The 19,366-nt window shown below is 66.4% G+C and carries 20 protein-coding genes and 1 pseudogene; 12 read left to right on the top strand and 9 right to left on the bottom strand.

Features of this window, described 5'->3' with window-relative positions; genetic code table 11:
- Positions 1-293: 293 nt before the first annotated feature.
- The 5 genes from F6X42_RS10255 to F6X42_RS10235 form a co-directional block, all read right to left on the bottom strand.
- Complete coding sequence (locus F6X42_RS10255) at positions 294-1,094, bottom strand: enoyl-CoA hydratase (RefSeq protein ID WP_187634104.1); 801 nt, start codon at positions 1,092-1,094, stop codon at positions 294-296.
- Complete coding sequence (gene mmsB, locus F6X42_RS10250) at positions 1,091-2,008, bottom strand: 3-hydroxyisobutyrate dehydrogenase (protein ID WP_187634103.1); 918 nt, start codon at positions 2,006-2,008, stop codon at positions 1,091-1,093. The genes F6X42_RS10255 and mmsB overlap by 4 nt, the downstream gene beginning before the upstream one ends.
- A gap of 22 nt (positions 2,009-2,030) precedes the next feature.
- On the bottom strand, positions 2,031-3,572 hold the full coding sequence (locus tag F6X42_RS10245; RefSeq protein ID WP_187634102.1) for a CoA-acylating methylmalonate-semialdehyde dehydrogenase: 1,542 nt from the start codon (positions 3,570-3,572) through the stop codon (positions 2,031-2,033).
- A gap of 116 nt (positions 3,573-3,688) precedes the next feature.
- A complete protein-coding gene (locus tag F6X42_RS10240; RefSeq protein ID WP_187634101.1) occupies positions 3,689-5,380 on the bottom strand; it encodes an AMP-binding protein in 1,692 nt (563 codons plus the stop codon).
- A 129-nt stretch (positions 5,381-5,509) separates the two neighbouring features.
- A complete protein-coding gene (locus F6X42_RS10235) occupies positions 5,510-6,643 on the bottom strand; it encodes an acyl-CoA dehydrogenase family protein (RefSeq protein WP_187634100.1) in 1,134 nt (377 codons plus the stop codon).
- 222 nt (positions 6,644-6,865) lie between these two features.
- Between F6X42_RS10235 and F6X42_RS10230 the strand changes: the two genes are divergently transcribed.
- The 7 genes and pseudogenes from F6X42_RS10230 (at position 6,866) to F6X42_RS10200 (ending at position 13,482) form a co-directional block, all read left to right on the top strand.
- Positions 6,866-7,912, top strand: coding sequence for an AraC family transcriptional regulator (locus F6X42_RS10230; protein WP_187634099.1), 1,047 nt, complete (start codon positions 6,866-6,868; stop codon positions 7,910-7,912).
- Between the two features lie 84 nt (positions 7,913-7,996).
- Positions 7,997-9,619 carry an NfeD family protein gene (locus F6X42_RS10225; RefSeq protein ID WP_187634098.1) on the top strand — a complete coding sequence of 541 codons (1,623 nt, stop codon included), beginning with the start codon at positions 7,997-7,999 and terminating at the stop codon, positions 9,617-9,619.
- Positions 9,616-10,386, top strand: coding sequence for a slipin family protein (locus F6X42_RS10220; protein ID WP_187634097.1), 771 nt, complete (start codon positions 9,616-9,618; stop codon positions 10,384-10,386). Before F6X42_RS10225 ends, F6X42_RS10220 begins: the two co-directional genes overlap by 4 nt.
- An 85-nt stretch (positions 10,387-10,471) precedes the next feature.
- Positions 10,472-10,735, top strand: a complete 264-nt coding sequence (locus F6X42_RS10215) for a DUF4148 domain-containing protein (protein ID WP_187634096.1) — start codon at positions 10,472-10,474, stop codon at positions 10,733-10,735.
- 140 nt (positions 10,736-10,875) lie between these two features.
- Positions 10,876-11,370: a YaiI/YqxD family protein gene (locus F6X42_RS10210; RefSeq protein ID WP_187634095.1), complete on the top strand. Its 495-nt coding sequence runs from the start codon at positions 10,876-10,878 to the stop codon at positions 11,368-11,370.
- A 143-nt stretch (positions 11,371-11,513) separates the two neighbouring features.
- Positions 11,514-12,815: pseudogene (locus F6X42_RS10205) on the top strand (NCS2 family permease).
- A 133-nt stretch (positions 12,816-12,948) separates the two neighbouring features.
- Positions 12,949-13,482 carry a cytochrome b gene (locus F6X42_RS10200; protein WP_187634094.1) on the top strand — a complete coding sequence of 178 codons (534 nt, stop codon included), beginning with the start codon at positions 12,949-12,951 and terminating at the stop codon, positions 13,480-13,482.
- Here F6X42_RS10200 and F6X42_RS10195 read toward each other — a convergent pair.
- Positions 13,414-13,761 carry a DUF1488 family protein gene (locus tag F6X42_RS10195; protein WP_187634093.1) on the bottom strand — a complete coding sequence of 116 codons (348 nt, stop codon included), beginning with the start codon at positions 13,759-13,761 and terminating at the stop codon, positions 13,414-13,416. The two genes, F6X42_RS10200 and F6X42_RS10195, sit on opposite strands and share 69 nt — an antisense overlap.
- Before the next feature lie 313 nt (positions 13,762-14,074).
- Between F6X42_RS10195 and F6X42_RS10190 the strand changes: the two genes are divergently transcribed.
- Positions 14,075-14,383, top strand: coding sequence for a 2Fe-2S iron-sulfur cluster-binding protein (locus tag F6X42_RS10190; RefSeq protein ID WP_187634092.1), 309 nt, complete (start codon positions 14,075-14,077; stop codon positions 14,381-14,383).
- Positions 14,384-14,442: 59 nt separating this feature from the next.
- On the opposite strand, the gene F6X42_RS10185 is transcribed toward F6X42_RS10190, so the two are convergent.
- From F6X42_RS10185 to F6X42_RS10175, 3 genes are read right to left on the bottom strand one after another with little or no spacing between them, the layout of a single operon-like run.
- A complete protein-coding gene (locus F6X42_RS10185) occupies positions 14,443-14,637 on the bottom strand; it encodes a YqaE/Pmp3 family membrane protein (RefSeq protein ID WP_187634091.1) in 195 nt (64 codons plus the stop codon).
- Positions 14,638-14,673: 36 nt separating this feature from the next.
- The gene (locus F6X42_RS10180) at positions 14,674-14,916 is read right to left on the bottom strand and encodes a DUF1653 domain-containing protein (RefSeq protein WP_246530035.1); all 243 of its coding nucleotides are present in this window, start codon (positions 14,914-14,916) and stop codon (positions 14,674-14,676) included.
- Positions 14,917-14,959: 43 nt separating this feature from the next.
- Positions 14,960-15,604: a helix-turn-helix transcriptional regulator gene (locus F6X42_RS10175; RefSeq protein ID WP_187634089.1), complete on the bottom strand. Its 645-nt coding sequence runs from the start codon at positions 15,602-15,604 to the stop codon at positions 14,960-14,962.
- A 709-nt stretch (positions 15,605-16,313) separates the two neighbouring features.
- On the opposite strand from F6X42_RS10175, the gene F6X42_RS10170 reads away from it, so the two are divergent.
- The 4 genes from F6X42_RS10170 to F6X42_RS10155 all read left to right on the top strand — a co-directional run bounded on the left by F6X42_RS10170 (position 16,314) and on the right by F6X42_RS10155 (position 19,334).
- Positions 16,314-16,595: a hypothetical protein gene (locus tag F6X42_RS10170; RefSeq protein WP_187634088.1), complete on the top strand. Its 282-nt coding sequence runs from the start codon at positions 16,314-16,316 to the stop codon at positions 16,593-16,595.
- A 136-nt stretch (positions 16,596-16,731) separates the two neighbouring features.
- Positions 16,732-17,010 (top strand): translation initiation factor IF-1, encoded by a 279-nt coding sequence (gene infA / locus F6X42_RS10165; RefSeq protein WP_027196184.1) that lies wholly within the window; start codon positions 16,732-16,734, stop codon positions 17,008-17,010.
- Positions 17,011-17,587: 577 nt separating this feature from the next.
- On the top strand, positions 17,588-18,163 hold the full coding sequence (locus F6X42_RS10160; RefSeq protein ID WP_187634087.1) for an ANTAR domain-containing response regulator: 576 nt from the start codon (positions 17,588-17,590) through the stop codon (positions 18,161-18,163).
- Between the two features lie 7 nt (positions 18,164-18,170).
- Positions 18,171-19,334, top strand: coding sequence for a CmpA/NrtA family ABC transporter substrate-binding protein (locus tag F6X42_RS10155; RefSeq protein ID WP_187634086.1), 1,164 nt, complete (start codon positions 18,171-18,173; stop codon positions 19,332-19,334).
- Positions 19,335-19,366 lie beyond the last annotated feature (32 nt).

Below are 19,366 nucleotides of genomic sequence, written 5' to 3'. Positions count from 1 at the left end.
ACGCACCGCAGGTCGGACGAGCGCCCGTGATGAGGGCTGCGAGCAGGCTTTGCCAGTCGGGACGGGCTGAACTATCTATCTAAGATTGCGTCCGGAAAGATGTCAATTGGCGCGCGTAGTCTGTGTGCGCCAGACCACAATCGGCACCGGGCGGCTGATGGCAGGACGCTGGACGTCACGATGCCAGGCAGACCTAAGATCGGACGCGCTCCAGGCGGGCGCGCGGCCCCACCAACGGATGCGCGTCCCGGTGCCGTGGCGAATTCAGGAAATGCCGCACGCGCCCGGGGCGCTCATCGCTGGCTCTGCGGCGCTGCATGGTCGATCTGCCAGCGTGGCGCGCGTTTTTCGAGGAACGCGTTGACGCCCTCGCGCTGATCCGCGCCATCGAACAGATCGACGAAACGCTCCCGTTCGAGCGCGAGCGCGGCGGCGCGCGGCACGCCATGCCGCGCCTGATGAATCAACGTCTTGCTGAAGCTGACCGCCTGCGGGCTCAAACCGGTGACGCGCTGCGCCATCTTCAACGCGGCTTCGCGCGCGGCGCCGCGCTCGACCACTTCTTCGACGAGGCCGATGCGCAGCGCGATCGCCGCATCGACGCGCTCGCCGGTCAGAATCATCCGCTTGGCCCAGCCTTCGCCGACGAGCCACGGCAGCGTCTGCGTGCCGCAGCCGCACGGCAGCAGGCCGACCGCGGTCTCCGGCAACGCCAGCACCGCATGCTGCTCCGCGATGCGGATATCGCACGCGAGCGCGCATTCGAGACCGCCGCCCATCGCAAAGCCGTTGAGCGCCGCGATCACGACGGGCCGCGCGTTCTGCAGGGTTTCGAACGCCGCGCCGAAACGCGCCGCCGCGATGCGCGCGACTTCGCGATCGCCGTCGACGAACGTGTTCAGATCGGCGCCCGCGCTGAAGAACTTCGGGCCGTCGCCGGTGATGACGAGCGCGCGCACGCGCGCATCGGCGTTGAGCTGCTCGACGCTGCGCTGCAACTGCAGCAGGCCGTCGGGTGTGAAGGCGTTCGCGGGCGGCCGTTTCAGCGTGATCAATGCGACGGCGCCGTCGTCGGCGTAATCGAGGTCGATCATTGCGCGCCTCCCTCCCCGCCACCGCCGCGCTCGCGCGAGCGATACAGCTTGATCACCGCCGAAAAGTCCAGACGTCCCGCGCCGTTCGTGCTCAGGGTTTGATAAAGCTGCTGCGCGAGCGCGCCGAGGTAGACCGGTTGACGCACGCTGCGCGCGGCGTCGGTGGCGAGGCCGAGGTCTTTCAGCATCAGGTCGGTGCCGAAGCCGCCGCTGTAGCCGCGCGACGACGGCGCGGTGTCGATCACGCCCGGCATCGGGTTATATGTGTCCGAACTCCAGCAGCGCCCGGTCGACGTATTGATGATGTCGCCGAGCACCTTGGTATCGATACCGAGCGCCTCGCCGAGCGACATCGCTTCCGCGACGCCCGCCATCGAGATGCCGAGCACGAGGTTGTTGCAGATCTTCGCGACCTGGCCGGTGCCGGTATCGCCGCAATGCACGATGTTTTTTCCCATCGCCGATAGGACCGGCTTGACCTGCTCGTATGCGCTTGCGCTGCCGCCGACCATGAAGGTCAGCGTGCCCGCCGCAGCACCGCCCGTGCCGCCGGATACCGGCGCGTCGACGAAGCTGTTGCCCTGAGCCGCGGCGAGTTCGGCAAACGCTTTCACGCTGGCGGGGTCGATCGTGCTCGAGTCGATGATCGGCACACCCGGCGCGATGCCGGCGAGGATGCCGTCGTCCGCGACGAGCACGCTGCGAACGTGCGCCGCGGCGGGCAGCATCGTGATCACGCAGTCGACATCGCTCGCGGCGGCCTGCGGCGAGCGAGCCGCCTGCGCGCCCGCGTCGACGAGCGTGCGCACGGCCTCTACGCTGAGGTCGAACACGTTGAGCGCGTGGCCCGCCTTCAGCAGGTTCAGCGCCATCGGTGCGCCCATGTGGCCGAGTCCGATAAAGCCTATTTTCATGGTGTCGTCTCCGTGTGTGCCATCAATGCAGGCGGATCGTCGTGTTCACGCCATCGTTGACGGTATCGTCGTCGAACCAGCGCGCGGTGACCGTCTTCGTCTGCGTATAGAACTGGACGACCTGCTTGCCATACGGCCCGAGATCGCCGAGCTTCGAGCCGCGCGAACCGGTGAAGCTGAAAAACGGTACGGGCACCGGAATCGGAATGTTGATGCCGACCTGGCCGATATCGATCTCGCTCTGGAACTTGCGCGCCGCCGCGCCGCTTTGCGTGAACAGGCCAACGCCATTGCCGAACGGGTTGGCGTTGACGAGCGCGATCGCATCGTCGAGCGTCGCGACGTTGAGCACCGCGAGCACCGGCCCGAAGATTTCGGTGCGGTAGATGTCCATGTCGGCCGTCACATCGATAAATACCGTCGGGCCGATGAAGTTACCCTGCTCGTAGCCGCGTACGTTCACGTCGCGGCCATCGAGCGCGAGCGTCGCGCCCTCTTTCACGCCGGCGTCGATCAGACCGAGAATGCGCTGTTTCGCGGCGCGCGACACGACCGGGCCGACATCGGTGCCCGGCTCGTGACCCGCGTTGACCTTCAGCGTCTTCGCCTTCGCGACGAGCTCGGGCAACCATTCGCGCGCGGCGCCGACCAGCACCGCCACCGAGGTCGCCATGCAGCGCTGCCCGGCCGCGCCGAACGCGGCGCCGGCGAGCGCGTTGAGCGTGTGCTCGCGATTCGCGTCGGGCAGCACGACCGCGTGGTTCTTCGCGCCCATCATCGATTGCACGCGCTTGCCGTGCTCGCTGCCGAGGCGATACACGTGCGTGCCGACCGCCGTCGAGCCGACGAACGAAATCGCCTTCACCCGTTCATGCGTGCACAGTGCATCGACCACTTCCTTGCCGCCGTGCACGACGTTCAGCACGCCCTTCGGCACGCCGGCTTCGAGCGCAAGCTCGACGAGTTGCATCGTCGACAGCGGGTCCTGCTCGGACGGCTTCAGCACGAAGGTGTTGCCGCACACGAGCGCCATCGGAAACATCCACAGCGGGATCATCGCGGGGAAATTGAACGGCGTGATGCCGACGCATACGCCGAGCGGCTGGCGCAGCGTGTAGGTGTCCACGCCACCGGCGACGTTCTCGGCGAATTCCCCCTGCTGCAACGTGCCGATCGAACACGCGTGCTCGACGACTTCCAGACCGCGGAAGATGTCGCCCTCGGCATCGGGAATCGTCTTGCCCTGCTCGGCCGACAGCGTCTTCGCAATGCGCGGCAGATGCTCGCGAATCAGCGCCTGGTACTTCAGCATGATGCGCATGCGCGCGCCGATCGGCGTGTCCTTCCACGTCTTGAACGCCGCGTGCGCGCCGCGCACCGCCGCGTCGACTTCCGCGACGGTCGCGAACCGCACGCGCGCGAGTACCGCCTGGGTGGCCGGGTTCACGATGTCGCGCCACTCGTTCGTCTTCGATTCGACGAACTCGCCGTCGATCAGCAGTTTGACGGTGGCAACCTCGGTGACAACGTCGCGGCGGGTCTCGTTCGAAGCAAGGGTGCTCATGCTGAAACTCCTGTGATGAGAAAACGGTGCCCCGACGCGTTGAATCCGAAGCTCGAATTCAACGCGTGCGATTCAACCCGGGGCCGCCAAACGGCAATAGCGAGGAATAAAGATAATCAACGCAACTCGGGAAAATCCTCTTCCCAGTACTCGTCGGGCAGACGCGCGGGCTCGGCCGCGCGCTCCATTTCGCGGCGCCGCAACTCGACGCGGCGGATCTTGCCGGAGATCGTCTTCGGCAGTTCGCTGAATTGCAGGCGGCGAATCCGCTTGTACGGCGCGAGTTTTTCGCGTGAGAACGCGAACACCGCGCGCGCGAGTTCGGGACCGGCTTCGTAGCCGTGACGCACGGTGACGAACGCCTTCGGCACCGACAGACGCAACGCGTCCGCGCTTGGCACGACGGCCGCCTCGCCGATCGCCTCGTGCTCGATCAGCACGCTTTCGAGTTCGAACGGACTGAGCCGATAGTCGGACGACTTGAACACATCGTCCGAGCGGCCGACGTACACGTAGGAGCCGTCGTCGCGGCGCAGCGCGACATCCGACGTGCGATAAAAGCCGTTGCGCATCGACTGCGCGGTGGCGTTGGCGTTGTTCGCGTAGCCGCTCATCAGGCCGAGCGGCCGTTCGACGAGCGGCAGCGCGATTTCGCCTTCGCCTACCGGCTGGTCGTCGGCGTCGAGCAGTTCGACCCGGTAGCCCGGCAGCGGACGGCCCATCGAGCCGGGCACGACCGGCTGACCGGGTGAATTGCCGATCTGGCAGGTCGTTTCGGTCTGGCCGTAACCATCGCGGATGGTGATGCCCCACGCGTGCCTGACGCGCTCGATGACCTCCGGATTCAGCGGCTCGCCCGCGCCGACGATCTCGCGCAGCTTCACCGGATAGTCACCGAGCCGCTCCTGCACCAGCATGCGCCACACGGTCGGCGGCGCGCACAGCGTGGTCACGTTAAAGCGCACGAGCGCGGCGAGCGTGTCTTGCGGCACGAAGCGCGGGACGTTGAACACGAACACGCAGGCCTGCGCGTTCCACGGCGCGAAGAAGCAGCTCCACGCGTGCTTGGCCCAGCCCGGCGAGCTGATGTTCCAATGGATGTCGCCCGGCTGCAGACCGATCCAGTACATCGTCGACAGATGTCCGACCGGGTAGCTCTGATGCGTATGCTCGACGAGCTTCGGCTTCGACGTGGTGCCGGACGTGAAGTACAGCAGAAGCGGATCGCTGGCGTGGGTAACGCCGTCTGGCGTGAAATGCGGCGAGGCCTCGTACGCGGCGGCGACATCGATCCAGCCGTCGCGCGGCGCGCCGACCGACAAGCGGGTGAGCGGCACGTCGAGCGCATCGAATTTGCCCGACTCCGCGCTGTCGACCACGACGAACTTCGCGCCGCCGATCTGCACGCGGTCGCGCACGTCGTCGGCGGATAGCTGCGTGGTGGCGGGCAGCACGATCGCGCCGAGCTTCATCGCGGCGAGCATCACGTCCCATAGCTCGACGCGGTTCGGCAGCATCAGCAGCACGCGGTCGCCGCGACCGACGCCCGCGCCGCGCAGAAAGTTCGCCATCCGCGACGAGCGTTCCGACATCTGCGCGTACGACAGCCGCAGGCCGTCGCTCGAAGGATCGTCGACGATCCACAGCGCGGGGTTGTCGTTGTCACGCGCGATCGCGTCGAAGTAGTCGAGCGCCCAGTTGAACTCGTCGAGTGCCGGCCACGCGAATTCGCGGTACGCGCGCTCGTAGTCGGTGCGATGGCGCACTAGTAGATCACGCGCATCGAGAAAGGCTTTCGCTGCTGTCATCGTCGTCTCCTGTTTCGCTCGGTCTTTTTCTGTTGCCGGCGGCTTTCGCCGGGTTGCCGCTGCGGTGCCTCAACGAGACATCGGCGGCCAGGCTATTTTGCGCCCAAACGGCTGGCACGAGCGCCGCCGTCAAACGTGGCGCGCGATCACCATCCGCTGCACTTCGCTCGTCCCTTCGTAAATCTGCGTGATACGCGCATCGCGATAGTGGCGCTCCACCGCATAGTCCTCCAGATAGCCGTAGCCGCCATGAATCTGAATCGCGTTCGAGCAGATCTGCTCGGCCAGCTCCGACGCGAATAGCTTCGCCTGCGACGCCTCCGACAGACACGGCCGCCCCGCCGAGCGCAGCCGTGCGGCGTGATGCACCAGCAGGCGTGCGGCGTTCAGGCGCGTCGCCATGTCGGCGAGCATGTTCGCGATCGTCTGGTGGCCCTTCAGCGGCTTGCCGAACTGTTCGCGCTCGCTCGCGTAGCGGCGCGCGGCATCGAACGCGGCGCGCGCGATGCCGACCGCCTGCGCGGCGATGCCGATGCGCCCGCCTTCCAGATTCGACAGCGCGATGCGCAGACCCTCGCCCGGCTCGCCGAGCAGATTGGCCTCGGGCACCGCGCAGCGATCGAGCGAGATCGGGCAGGTGTCGGACGCGCGGATGCCGAGCTTGTGCTCCGGCCGGCCGACGTCGAAGCCCGGCGTCGCGGTCGGCACGATGAAGGCGGACAGGCCGCGCTTGCCGCGCTCGGGATCGGTGACGGCGAACACGATCGCGAGACCGGCGCGCGCGCCGTTGGTCACGAACTGCTTGCTGCCGTTCAGAATCCACTGCCCGTCGCGCAGCGCCGCGCGGGTGCGCAGATTGTTCGCCTCGGAGCCCGCCTGCGGCTCGGTCAGGCAGAACGCGCCGATCGTGCGGCCGCTGGCCAGTTCGCGCAGATAGCGGTCTTTCTGCGCGGCGCTGCCAAAGTTCAGGATCGGCGCGCAGCCGACCGAGTTGTGCACGCTCATCAGCGTCGCGCAGGCGGCGCAGCCGGCCGCGATTTCTTCGAGCGCGAGCGCGTAGGCGACGTAATCGGTGTAGGAGCCGCCCCACTCGGCCGGCACCATCATGCCGAGGAAGCCGAGTTCGCCCATCTGCGCGACGACCTCGGCCGGCAGTTGCGCGTCGCGATCCCATTGGGCCGCGTGCGGCGCCAGACATTCGGTCGCGAAGTCGCGCGCGGCGTCGCGGATCATCCGTTGTTCGTCGGTGTAGAAGCTGTCCATGACTGCGTCCTCGTGGGGTGCTCGCGGCCGTGCTGGCGATCGCGGTGATGCGGCAAGTGTAGGCACGCGGCTCGCGCCACTCGATGCTCGCTCCGCTCATTGTTGCTGAGCGCTTTTGCCATGCTGCTACCATGCATGTGCATAACTGCCGGTCATTTTCCGCCGCGTCATCAACTACGAGCGACTCATGCTGAGCGCTTTTGCAAGAGAAACCGAATCCCGATGAAAAGCGACAAAGGCACGATCTCCGTCAGTCTCGTCGAGGAAACGCTCGCGCTCGCGCAGCTGCGCGGCCTCGATGCGCGAGCGCTCGCTGACGCGGCCGGCATCGCCGCGCCGATGCTCGCGTCGCCGAAAAGCCGTGTGTCGTCGGCGCAATACGGCGCGCTGTGGGCCGGCATCGCACGCGCGCTCGACGACGAGTTCTTCGGCCAGGACTCGCATCCGATGAAAAGCGGCAGCTTCATCGCGATGACGCAGATGGCGCTCGGCGCGCGCAACGGCGCGCAGGCGCTCGCGCGCGCGGTCGGCTTCATGCGGCTCGTGCTCGACGATCTCGGCGCGACGATCGACACCGACGCGCGGCGCGTGCGTCTGAAGTTCGTCGAACGCGCGGGCACGCGCAAGCCGGCGATGTTCGCTTACGCGACGTATTTCATCCTCGTGTACGGGCTGGTGTGCTGGCTCGTCGGCCGGCGCATTCCGTTGCTCGAAGCGCGCTTTCGCTGCGCCGCGCCGCCAGCCGCGCACGAATACCGGCTGATGTTCTGCGAAGACCTGTATTTCGACGAATCCGAGTCGTACGTCGATCTCGACCCTGCGTTTGTGGAACTGCCGGTGATCCAGTCCACCCGCTCGGCGCGCCCGTTTCTGCGTGACGCGCCGGGCAGCTTCATCGTCAAGTACCGCAATGCGGGTTCGCTCGCCGCGCGCGTGCGCAAGACGCTGCGCGCGCTGCCGATGTCGGGCTGGCCCGCGGCCGATCAGATGGCCGCGCGCCTGCGCGTTGCCGAGGCGACGATGCGGCGCCATCTGAAACAGGAGGGCCATACGTATCAGTCGATCAAGGACGCGCTGCGGCGCGACATCGCAATCGCCGAGCTGCAGCGCACGCAACGCACGATCGCCGACATCGCGAACGCCGTCGGCTTCGCGGAGCCGAGCGCGTTTCATCGCGCGTTCCGTAAATGGACCGGCATGCGGCCGACCGACTATCGACCGGCCCGGGCCACGGGGTTCGATCTCACGCGACGCGCCGAATCGGACTAAGCTTTAAGCGGCACCCGGCCAGCCTTGATCGAGGTATCGGCCCGCGCCGCCGGTTCGCACCGGCAGGCGCGGCGGCCCTCAGCGATGAACACGACTCCCCGTCTTCCGCTCCGGCAGTCCGGTCCGCGCAGGCCGCTTATCCGCGGCGGCATCGTGGGCCGTTTGATGCGCGGCATCGCCGTGCTCGGCGTGCTATGCGCATTCGGCTTCGCGACGCGCGAAGCGCTGGCGCCGCTGCGATCGGCCAATGCGGCCAACGCAGCCAACGTCGGCGCCGCGGCCGCGAACAGCGTCGTCGTGATTCCGGTGAACGGCGCGATCGGGCCGGCCAGCGCCGATTTCATCGTGCGTGGCTTGCAGCGCGCGGCCACCCAGCGCGCGCAACTCGCGGTGCTGCAACTCGATACGCCCGGCGGCCTCGATACGTCGATGCGGCAGATCATCAAGGCGGTCCTCGCGTCGCCGGTGCCGGTCGCGACCTTCATCGCGCCGAGCGGCGCGCGCGCCGCGAGCGCCGGCACCTACATCGTCTACGCGAGCCATATCGCGGCGATGGCGCCGGGCACCAATCTCGGCGCCGCGACTCCGATCCAGATGGGCATCGGCGGCAACCAGCCGCCCGCCGGCGGCGCGCCGCCGGGCACCTCGGGCACGCCGGGACTGCCGGACATGCGCACGCTGCCCGGCAGCGCGTCCGCGCCCGCAGCTTCGTCAGCCAACGCTTCGTCCGAACCCGCCAGCGCGCTTCCGCTCGACACCCAATCGACCGAACTGCGCAAGCAGGTCCACGACGCCGCCGCCTACATCCGCGGCCTCGCGCAGATGCGCGGCCGCAACGCCGACTGGGCCGAGCGCGCGGTCCGCGAAGCGGTGAGCCTGTCCGATGAGGAAGCGCTCGCGCAGCACGTCGTCGATATCGTCGCGCGCGACGTGCCGGACCTGCTGCGCCAGCTGGACGGCCACACGTACGTCACGAGCGCGGGCAGCGTCACGCTGCACACCGCGCACGCGCCGCTGATCACGCTCGAACCTGACTGGCGCAGCCGCTTTCTCGCCGTGATCACCGATCCGAGCGTCGCGCTGATTCTGCTGATGCTCGGCATGTACGGCCTGTTCTTCGAATTCGCGAATCCGGGCTTCGTGCTGCCCGGCGTGGTCGGCGCGATCAGCCTGCTGCTCGGCCTGTTCGCGATGCAGATGCTGCCCATCAGCTACGTCGGCCTCGGGCTGATCTTTCTCGGCATCGCCTTCCTGATCGGCGAAGCGTTCCTGCCGACCTTCGGCTCGCTCGGCTTCGGCGGCGTGGTCGCGTTCGTGGTCGGCGCAATGATGCTGATGGATACCGACGTCCCCGGCTTCGGCATCCCGCTGGCGCTGATCGCCGCGGTCGTCGTGTTCAGCGTCACGTTCGTGCTCGGCGTATCGCGGCTCGCGCTGCGCGCGCGGCGGCGGCCGGTCGTGACGGGCTCGGAGGCGCTGATCGGCTGCGTCGGCGTGGTGCTGGACGGCGGCTTGCTGCCCGAACCGGAACCCGCGGCGGCCGGCCCGCTGGCCGGCTGGGCGCGCGTGCACGGCGAGCGCTGGCGCGTCTCGAGCACCACGCCGGCCGCGCCGGGTCAGAGCGTGCGCGTGACAGCGCGCAATGGCCTCACGCTGACCGTGGTGCCCGTTACGTCGGTCGACGCCTTACAAGGAGAACGCTCATGATCGGCTTCACATTCGGCTTCGGCAGCATCCTGCTCCTGCTGGTGGTCGCGCTGATTGCGTCGTCGGTGCGGATTTTTCGCGAGTACGAGCGCGGCGTCGTGTTCATGCTCGGCCGCTTCTGGAAGGTCAAGGGGCCCGGGCTGGTGCTGATCATTCCGATCGTCCAGCAGGTGGTGCGCATGGATCTGCGCACCGTCGTGTTCGATGTGCCGACCCAGGACGTGATCACGCGCGACAACGTGTCGGTGAAGGTCAACGCGGTCGTGTATTTCCGCGTGGTCGATCCGGAGAAGGCGGTGATCCAGGTCGCGCGCTACTTCGAGGCGACCAGCCAGCTGGCGCAGACGACGCTGCGCGCGGTGCTCGGCAAGCACGACCTCGACCAGTTGCTGTCGGAGCGCGAGCAGCTGAACACCGACATCCAGAAGGTGCTCGACGCGCAAACCGACGCGTGGGGCATCAAGGTGTCGATCGTCGAGATCAAGCACGTCGATATCAATGAAACGATGATCCGCGCGATCGCGCGTCAGGCCGAAGCCGAGCGCGAACGGCGCGCGAAGGTGATTCACGCGGAAGGCGAGTTGCAGGCGTCGAAGCAGTTGCTCGAAGCGGCCCAGATGCTCGCGCGGCAACCGCAGGCGATGCAGTTGCGCTATCTGCAGACGCTGACGACGATCGCCGCCGACAAGAACTCGACGATCGTGTTTCCGCTGCCGATCGATCTGGTGAGCGCGGTGATCGAACGCTTCAACAAGCCATCGGCGTGATCGGACGATATTTTGTACCGCCTTACCCGGCGCGCACCGAAAATCCACCGGGTCCGGCTGTTTTTCCGCTCCGCAGGAGCCCGCCATGAAACTGTCTTCCCGCATTGGACTCGGCGCGCTGTTGGCCGCCATGGGTATCAGCACCGTCTACGCGCAAGCGGTAACGCAGCCCGCCGACCCGTCGGCGCCGAAAACGCGCGCCCAGGTCCGCGCCGAGCTCGTCGAATGGCTCGCCGCCGGCTACGACCCGTTGGACTGGGTCAACTATCCTGAGAACGCGCAGCGGGCGGCCCGCATCGTTGCGCAACAGCGCGAGCAGCGAGGCAATGCCCCGACCGCAGTGCAGTAAAGCGCGCCCGGCATGCGTAGTCGCAGTCTCAATGCCGCCCACCGGGGGAGGCATGGGCACGGCTTGCGCCGCGGCAAGCTATCATCCGGTCCCTCCAACTCCCACGCAGCAAACCAGCCGCACTCAGCCGGAACCCCACCATGCCAATCTGGGTCGATGCCGACGCCTGCCCGGCCGTCGTCAAGGACATGCTTTATCGCGCGGCGCGCCGGACCAGCATGCCGCTGACGCTGGTCGCCAATGCGTTCCTGCGCGTGCCGCCGTCGCCGCTGATCCGCGCGATCCAGGTGCCGTCCGGCTTCGACGCCGCCGACCAGCTGATCGTCGAGCGCGTGGTCGCGGGCGACCTCGTGATCACCGCCGACATCCCGCTCGCCGCCGCCGTGCTGGCAAAAAATGCCCACGCGCTCGATCCACGCGGCAACTGGTACACGCCCGGCACGATCGAAGAACGTCTGCGCATGCGCTCGATGCTCGACCAGTTGCGCGCGAGCGGCGTCGATACGGGCGGGCCGGCCGCCTTCAGCGCGCGCGATGGCAAGGTGTTTGCTGGCGAACTCGATCGCTGGCTCGCGCGTCAGGCGCCGCGCGGTGATGCGCAGGCGCCCCAGTCGCACCGCAAACCGCCCGCCTGACGGGCCTGGGCGGCCCGCTGGCGCCGCCGCGGGCGTCGGGGCACCGCCATTCGTGCTTACAATTCCGCCGTAACGCCGCCGCGCGGTCACCGCCTCGATCACAAAAACACTGTCTGAACGACGAAAGAGAGAAAACCCGCCACATGGACTCGATCAAACGCTACTTCGGTTTCGACGCCGTCGACACCAACCTGCGCACCGAAGTGCTGGCCGGCGCGACCACTTTCCTGACGATGGCCTACATCATCTTCGTGAACCCGGCGATTCTCGGAGACGCTGGCATGCCGAAGAGCGCGGTGTTCGTCGCGACCTGCCTCGTGGCCGCGCTCGCGTCGCTGATCATGGGTCTGTACGCGAATTACCCGATCGCGCTCGCGCCCGGCATGGGCCTGAACGCGTACTTCGCGTACACGGTCGTGAAGGGCATGGGCTACACGTGGCAGGCCGCGCTCGGCGCGGTGTTCATTTCCGGCTGCCTGTTCCTGATCGTCACGCTGTTCCGCGTGCGCGAGGTGATCGTCAAGGGCATTCCGCACTCGATCCGGATCGCGATCACCGGCGGCATCGGCCTCTTTCTCGCGATCATTTCGCTGAAGTCGGCCGGCGTCGTGGTCGGCAATCCGGCCACGCTCGTCACGCTCGGCAATCTGCATGACCCGCACGTCGTACTCGCCGCGATCGGCTTCTTCGGTATCGTCACGCTCGATCATATGCGTGTGCGCGGGGCGATCCTGACCGGTATCGTCGGCGTGACGATTCTGAGCTTTTTCTTCGGCGGCAACCAGTTTCACGGCATCGTGTCCGCGCCGCCGTCGATCGCGCCGACGCTGTTCTAGCTCGATATCCGCAGCGCGCTGTCGAGCGGCGTGCTGAACGTGGTGCTGGTGTTCTTCCTCGTCGAGCTGTTCGATGCGACCGGCACGCTGATGGGCGTCGCGAACCGCGCGGGGCTGCTGGTGGAAGGCAAGATGCATCGGCTGAACCGCGCGCTGCTCGCGGACAGCACCGCGATTCTCGCCGGCTCGATGCTCGGTACGTCGTCGACGACGGCATATATCGAAAGCGCGTCGGGCGTGCAGGCCGGCGGCCGTACCGGCGTGACCGCGATCACGGTCGCCGTGCTGTTCGTCGCGGCGCTGTTTTTCGCGCCGCTCGCCGAAGTCGTGCCGCCATATGCGACCGCGCCCGCGCTGCTATACGTGTCGTGCCTGATGCTGCGCGAAATGCTCGACCTGCCGTGGGACGACGCGACCGAAGTCGTGCCGGCCGCGCTGACCGCGCTGATGATGCCGTTCACCTACTCGATCGCGAACGGCGTCGCGTTCGGCTTCATCTCGTACGCGGGGCTCAAGCTGCTGACGGGCCAGGCGCGCCAGGTGAAGCTGGTCGTGTGGATCATCGCGGCGATTTTCCTGTTCCGGTATTTCTATCTCGGCAGCGAGTGAGCACCGGAGCTCGCGCGGCGGGGTGGTCGAATGTGTCGTCGGGCTCGGGGAGCGTTTATCATCCGATCTTTCGAACGACGATAGACCGGGTCGCGATAGACCGGGTCGCGATAGACCGGTCGCCCCAGCCGCCATGTCCTCATATCACCGCACCACGGACCGTTACACGAAACCCGCGATCTTTTTCCACTGGGTGACTTTTGTGCTGGTCGCGCTAGCGTATCTGGCCATCGAAATCCGTGGCCCGCGCGGCTCCGACAGTCGCGCGTTGTGGACCGGCGTGCATTACTGGGCGGGCACGCTGGTGCTCGGGCTGGCCGTGTTGCGGCTGCTATGGAGACTGTGGGCCGGCGCGCCGGAGGAACTGGAAAGCAACCGGCTGCTTGCTTTTCTCGCGCGCGCCGCGCACCTCGCGCTCTACGTGTTCATCTTCGCGCAGCCACTGCTCGGTATGCTGATGGTCAACGCGGGCGGGCGGCCGGTGTCGCTCGCATGGACGGACATCGGCTTCACGCTGATCCGTGCGGATTCGATCGCGCGGCCGCTCCTGAAGGACGCACACGAGTGGCTCGGCAACGTCTTCTATTGGGTAATCGGACTACATGCGCTCGCGGCGATCGCGCACCATCTGGTGTTCAAGGATCGGACGCTGCGGCGGATCGTTTGAGTTCGCCTCATAAAAACGCACGTAACCGCTTCTTAGCACCAGACACCGGGCGCGCGTTTCCGACAACAGCCGGCGCGTGGCGGCCTCGATGCGCGGCCGGTGCGTGTCGAACGCGACGATCATGTCCTCCAGCCGGGAAGACGCCGCGCCGAAATGATCTTCAAGCGCTTCCGCGGTAATCATGCACTCCACCCTTTGCCCATCGACCATTGCCGGAAACGCCAGGGTAAGTTCGCGACCTGAATATTCAGGCGCTTCGTTCGGAAAATGGATTTGCATGGGAGTCACCTGGAAGAGTGCGCGCACGATGCGCTCGGGTAATGGGCGCGCTGATTGCTTGCTGTCGCGTCCGCCGCTCTTTCCTCCTTGTCCAATGCAGTCGACGCGGGCCGTCACCTGAACGCGGCATAGTCAGTTCGCGCCACGCGGAGGTGAATTGATTCACTTTAGACGAGTTCGGCCCAGGTGCAAGTTTTACTTTCTGCTGCGCGAATCCGACTCGTCGAACGGGCATTTCAGGCTCGCTCGCGATTCGTCTTGCCCGCATCCGATCCCGTGTAAAGTGTCGCGCACCCAGCCACTGATCAATACGATGTCCGTCCCCACCCGCCCGCCTGTGGTTCGCGTCGAGCCTCTCGGCCAGAGCTTCGAAGCGCCCGATTCGCTGACGATTCTCGAAGCCGCCGCGTTCGCGAATCTGCGTTTGCCGCGTTCGTGCCGCAACGGCACGTGCCGAACATGCCTGTGCCGCGTGACATCCGGGCGGGTGCGCTACTCGATTGAATGGCCCGGCGTGAGCCGCGAGGAAAAGGCGGACGGTTATATCCTGCCGTGCGTGGCGATGGCGGAAACCGACCTGGTGATCGAAGTGCCGGATGCGGTCGTGATACCGGCACGGTAAGTGGGAGCGCGAGCGAGAGGGCCAGGCGCCCCGCTCGCAGACGGCTTCGGCGCCGCGTCCTAGCGCCCGTTGCCCATTGCTCGGGCGATTTTCTTGTCCGTGTTGTACTGGCTCAGCGCATACACGGACCAGATGGCCGCCGGCACCCAGCCGATCAGCGTGATCTGAAGAAGCAGGCAGATGATGCCCGCAAACGGACGGCCGATCGTGAAAAACTGCAACCACGGCAGAATGATGGCAAGCAAAAGACGCATTCGGTTTTCCTGTTCCTGTGGTTTCGGCAGCGTACGTTAGCCCGCGTGGGACGCGTCTGCCTCGTTGTTGAACTCATCGAGCGGCGCAAAGCGCGGCACCTCGACGCCTTCGTGCTCCACCCGCTCGAAAAATACCGTCGCTGGACGGGTCCAGATCGTACCATTGGCCGCCTTGTAGACGATCATCGTGACCGTCTGATCCGATTCCAGCGTGGCCTCGCAAACCAGTTCGTAAATGCCGCCTTTGTAGTGTCGGTAGCGCATCGTGTATGTCCTCATTCTGGGCGGCATCGAAGCATTTGCAGGCGCGGCGCGCCCGAGATTAGCCGCCCTCTTTCATCTGCTTCAGGATCTTGTAGACGGTGGCGCGGCCCATCGTCAGCACCGCGGCGACGTAGTTGGCCGAGCTGCGGCCGCGAAACGCGCCCTGCGCGTGCAGCGCCTCGACGATTTCACGCTTGTGTTCGCGCGTCAGCGCATTGATGCCGATCTGCCGGTCGCGCAACCACGTGTGCAGATAGGTGTTGATGCGGTCCTGCCAGTCGTCGCGGAACAGGTCGTCGGCGGCCGCCTCGGTCATCGTGCCGCCCTTGATGAACAGATCGAGCGTCGAGCGCACGTCCTCGAACACCGCGATGTTGAAGTTCACGCACAGCATGCCGGCGGGGTTGCCGTCGTCGTCGAACAGGATGTTGCTCACGCAGCGCATGCGGCGGCCGTCCCAGTTCAGTTTCTCGTAGGGACCGATGGTCTGGCCGCGCGCCGCGAAGTGCGCGTCGTCGAGCACCGACGGCGCACCCACCTCGAGCCGCGACAGATTGTTCACCAGATACGCGACGGTCTGATCGCGCAGGTCGTGAATCACCACTTCGGCGCACGGATAGAGCAGCGCGGCGATGCCGTCGGCGATCGGCGCGTAGCGCTTCAGCAGCAAGTCTTTGACAGGAGACACGTTCGGGTTGCGCATGGAAAAAACGCGAGGTTCGATGAAGGCGGCGCGCGCTAGCGAATGACGACGCTGCGAGGCGCCCGCAGCGGACGCCGGCGCGCGCGCTCGGTCCGCAATTCAGGAAGCCGCCATTGTAGCGGCCTCGCGCTGGCGCCGCGAATCAACGCCGAAGGGAATTTCGTCTACCTCGCTAGCGCATTCTTTTCATGCGATAAAGAGTCGTCGTGTTCGCCGCGAAGCCCCGCCAGCCGGGCGTTCTGGCCGCGCGCTGAAGTTTGCACTATCCAATCAGTCCTATTTCAGGCATTATGTTGCAATAGTTGCACCTCGCACCCATATAGCACTGGCAGCACCAGGCAGTCTCAAACCGGCATCTCCGCACCACCCCCGACAGTTCGACCGCCGCTTATCGGCGGTCCCGTCACTCCGGCAATGCGCCGCATGCATTCGCCGTCGCGAGAAGTACACCGAGCGGCTCAGCATCATGCGTACGGCGCGCGAATTGACGCGCCGCTTCGGCGTTTCGGTCGAATCCGCGTTTTCGCGCGACCGCTCGAGCCATTGTCATTGAGCCCGCCAGGTCTAGCAGGCCTGTGCCAACCATTTTGTCGCGGCGCGCCCATCGGTGCTGCGTCGCCGGTTCTCGTCGCAACGCGTCGAAGGTGCGCTTTCAGAAGCGGCGCCATTCACGCGGCGCGCGGACCTCGCAATACAGGACACATTTTTCATGATTCCAGCCATCAAGACCTACAAGGGTTACGAAATTCACCCGCTCGTTTATCCGCGCCGCCCCGCGGGCGCGCAACCGACCCGCAATCCGGGCGCCGGCTACGACGCGTCGGTGCGCATCTGCCGCGTCGGCGCCAATCCGGCGGCCGACGGCCGGGTGTTTCGCCTGCAGTATCTGTTTCCGTTCGACGGCATGGGCAAGGCGCGCATCGCGTGCATGGCGCATGCGGAACGGCTGATCGACGGCGAGGTGAGCGGCCAATCGGTCGCCGATCTTTGAGCGGCGTCATCGGCGCGTCACTCATGTCGCGCAGCGTGCTTTCGGGCGCCGCTGCTTGTTCAACGAATCCACAGTCGCGCCGCTCGCAATGGCCCGCGGCCGATTTCCCCTTTATCCCATCGACCAGGAGTTATGCATGGCGAAAGAAGAACTGATTGAACTTGACGGTATCGTCGACGAAGTGCTTCCGGACAGCCGCTACCGCGTGACGCTCGACAACGGCGTGGTGGTCGGCGCTTATGCGTCCGGACGCATGCGCAAGAACCATATCCGTATTCTCGCGGGGGATCGCGTAACGCTCGAATTGTCGGTCTACGACCTGACCAAGGGGCGGATCAATTTCCGCCACAAGGACGAGCGTTCGAGCGGTGGCGGTGCGCCACGGCCGGCGCAGCATGGGGCGCGGCGGAGGTAAGCAGCGGTAACGGCGCCGCGCCGCGTACCCTCGTGCAGGTGACGCGGGCAGGCCGCCCGAACTACAGGCGTAAGCGCGAGGCCCTCAGACTCGCGCAATACCTCCCGACTACGCTTTCCGCATCAAGCCGGTCCGTCAGCCTCGCCGTGTCAGCGCGCGAAATCGGCGTCTTCCCCGACCGCCCAAACACCCCAAATCCTCCCCACCCGCGCTTTTGCGCACCTGTGTTCGACCACCCGCTCCTCGCCGGCTGCATCGCCGCGATGATGGCGCTGACGTTGCTGTTTTCGCCGCGCAGTGATTCGCGCTGGCTTTGAGGCATCGGCCGCGGCGCACGCGATGCGCCGCTTCGGTGCATCGGGCGTCTGCGGTCTTGCATGCCCCGCGCCGGTGCAGCGCGAACCGCGGGACCACATTGCCGCTTTCGTCGATGATTCGCAGCCATCGCCCGCAATAAGCCCGATCAGTCCGCGCCATTCGCGCGCGCAACCTCCGACAAGCCTCGCCAAGCCCCGCCGCACTGGGACTGGCATAGCTATTGCTTTATCAGGAGTCAGTTGTCCTTTCCACCGACTCCATGCTGCGTGTTCTTCTTGTCACCGACACCGACAAACCCATCGGCGATCTGCGCGACGCGCTCGCCCTGTCAGGTTGCGAGATGCTCGCGGGCACCGCATCGCCGCAGGCGCTGCATCGCGCGGTGCAGGACGAGCGGCCCGACGTCATCATCATCGATACGGAGTCGCCGTCGCGCGATACGCTCGAACAGCTCGCCGTGATGCACGCGACCGCGCCGCGCCCTGTGCTGATGTTCAGCCACGACGCGAACCAGCAATTGATCCGCGAAGCGGTCAACGCCGGCGTCACCGCGTATCTGGTCGAAGGCCTCGCGACGGAACGGCTTGCGCCGATTCTCGAAGTCGCGCTCGCACGTTTCGCGCAGGAGTCGCAATTGCGCGAGCGGCTCGCGCAGGCCGAAAACGAACTGGCCGAGCGCAAGCTGATCGATCGCGCGAAACGCCTGCTGATGGATCAGCAGAAACTCACCGAGCCGGCCGCCTACGCGAGTCTGCGCAAACGCGCGATGAACCAGGGCGTCAAACTCGCCGAGGTCGCGCGCGAGGTCGTCGCGTCGGCCGGCTCGCTCAAATGATGCGCTCATGAATCCAGCCACTCCCGTCACCGCGGCGCCCTTTGCGGGGCCGCCTGAAAAGACCCATCTGCGGCTCGGCTTCGTCGCGTTGTCCGACGCGGCGCCGCTGATCGCCGCAAAGCTGCTCGAGTTCGGCCACGCGCATGGACTGACGCTCGAACTGTGCCGTCAGCCATCGTGGGCCGCCGTGCGTGACAAGCTGCTATCGGGCGATCTCGATGCCGCGCACACGCTCTACGGCCTCGTGTACGGCGTGCAGCTCGGCCTCGGCGGCCCGCGCACCGACATGGCCGTGCTGATGGTACTGAACCGCAACGGCCAGGCGATCACGCTGTCGAATCGGCTCGCCGATGCGCTCGCGAAGCACCGCACCTCGGGTGGCACCTTACGCGAGGCGCTCGCGACGCTCGGTCGCAAGCCGGTGTTCGCGCACACCTTCCCCACCGGCACGCACGCGATGTGGCTGTACTACTGGCTCGCGGCGCAAGGCGTCGACCCGTTGCGCGACATCGACAGCGTCGCGATTCCGCCGCCGCAGATGGTCGCCGCGCTCGCCGAAGACCGGCTCGACGGCCTGTGCGTCGGCGAGCCGTGGAATGCGATGGCCGAGGCGCATGGCGTCGGCAGAACGATCGCTGATTCGAGCGAGATATGGCCCGAGCATCCCGACAAGGTGCTCGCCTGCCGACGCGATTTCGTCGACGCGCATCCGCGCACGACGCGCGCGCTCGTGCAGACCATGCTCGAAGCGTGCCGCTGGCTCGATGGTGCCGGACATCGCGACGAGATCGCGCGCTGGCTCGCGCGGCCCGATTACATCGGTATCGACGAGACGCTGATCGCCGCGCGGCTCGGCGACCCGCTCGACCCGGTGAACCCACGCCGCCTGCCGATGCGTTTCTTCGACGACGGCGCGGTCAACTATCCGCATCCATTCGAAGGCGCGTGGTTCTTCACGCAGTTCGAGCGCTGGGGAATCGTCGATGCGCGCAACGATTACGAAGCGATCGCCGCGAGCATCAACCAGACACAGCTGTATCGCGAGGCTGCCGCGCGCGTGAACGTGGCGGTGCCGCGCGAGGATGTGACACGCGAATTGATCGATGGCGAAGTGTGGGGAAGCGGCTCGCCATCCGCCGCTTATGCGCGGCGTTTTGCGATCCGCCGCTAAGCGGACCGCACGCGAAAGCTCACGGCGATGTG

Origin of the sequence: Paraburkholderia podalyriae (assembly GCF_014397785.1) — a bacterium.
GTDB classification, from domain to species: domain Bacteria; phylum Pseudomonadota; class Gammaproteobacteria; order Burkholderiales; family Burkholderiaceae; genus Paraburkholderia; species Paraburkholderia podalyriae.
The sequence above is the reverse complement of the archived record's forward strand: the minus strand, read 5'-3'. Positions and strand labels throughout refer to the sequence as shown.

Coding starts and splice junctions, on each gene's coding strand:
- F6X42_RS10255 (WP_187634104.1), bottom strand. CDS start 1,094: ATGATCGACCTCGATTACGCCGACGACGGCGCCGTCGCATTGATCACG.
- mmsB (WP_187634103.1), bottom strand. CDS start 2,008: ATGAAAATAGGCTTTATCGGACTCGGCCACATGGGCGCACCGATGGCG.
- F6X42_RS10245 (WP_187634102.1), bottom strand. CDS start 3,572: ATGAGCACCCTTGCTTCGAACGAGACCCGCCGCGACGTTGTCACCGAG.
- F6X42_RS10240 (WP_187634101.1), bottom strand. CDS start 5,380: ATGACAGCAGCGAAAGCCTTTCTCGATGCGCGTGATCTACTAGTGCGC.
- F6X42_RS10235 (WP_187634100.1), bottom strand. CDS start 6,643: ATGGACAGCTTCTACACCGACGAACAACGGATGATCCGCGACGCCGCG.
- F6X42_RS10230 (WP_187634099.1), top strand. CDS start 6,866: ATGAAAAGCGACAAAGGCACGATCTCCGTCAGTCTCGTCGAGGAAACG.
- F6X42_RS10225 (WP_187634098.1), top strand. CDS start 7,997: ATGAACACGACTCCCCGTCTTCCGCTCCGGCAGTCCGGTCCGCGCAGG.
- F6X42_RS10220 (WP_187634097.1), top strand. CDS start 9,616: ATGATCGGCTTCACATTCGGCTTCGGCAGCATCCTGCTCCTGCTGGTG.
- F6X42_RS10215 (WP_187634096.1), top strand. CDS start 10,472: ATGAAACTGTCTTCCCGCATTGGACTCGGCGCGCTGTTGGCCGCCATG.
- F6X42_RS10210 (WP_187634095.1), top strand. CDS start 10,876: ATGCCAATCTGGGTCGATGCCGACGCCTGCCCGGCCGTCGTCAAGGAC.
- F6X42_RS10200 (WP_187634094.1), top strand. CDS start 12,949: ATGTCCTCATATCACCGCACCACGGACCGTTACACGAAACCCGCGATC.
- F6X42_RS10195 (WP_187634093.1), bottom strand. CDS start 13,761: ATGCAAATCCATTTTCCGAACGAAGCGCCTGAATATTCAGGTCGCGAA.
- F6X42_RS10190 (WP_187634092.1), top strand. CDS start 14,075: ATGTCCGTCCCCACCCGCCCGCCTGTGGTTCGCGTCGAGCCTCTCGGC.
- F6X42_RS10185 (WP_187634091.1), bottom strand. CDS start 14,637: ATGCGTCTTTTGCTTGCCATCATTCTGCCGTGGTTGCAGTTTTTCACG.
- F6X42_RS10180 (WP_246530035.1), bottom strand. CDS start 14,916: ATGAGGACATACACGATGCGCTACCGACACTACAAAGGCGGCATTTAC.
- F6X42_RS10175 (WP_187634089.1), bottom strand. CDS start 15,604: ATGCGCAACCCGAACGTGTCTCCTGTCAAAGACTTGCTGCTGAAGCGC.
- F6X42_RS10170 (WP_187634088.1), top strand. CDS start 16,314: ATGATTCCAGCCATCAAGACCTACAAGGGTTACGAAATTCACCCGCTC.
- infA (WP_027196184.1), top strand. CDS start 16,732: ATGGCGAAAGAAGAACTGATTGAACTTGACGGTATCGTCGACGAAGTG.
- F6X42_RS10160 (WP_187634087.1), top strand. CDS start 17,588: ATGCTGCGTGTTCTTCTTGTCACCGACACCGACAAACCCATCGGCGAT.
- F6X42_RS10155 (WP_187634086.1), top strand. CDS start 18,171: ATGAATCCAGCCACTCCCGTCACCGCGGCGCCCTTTGCGGGGCCGCCT.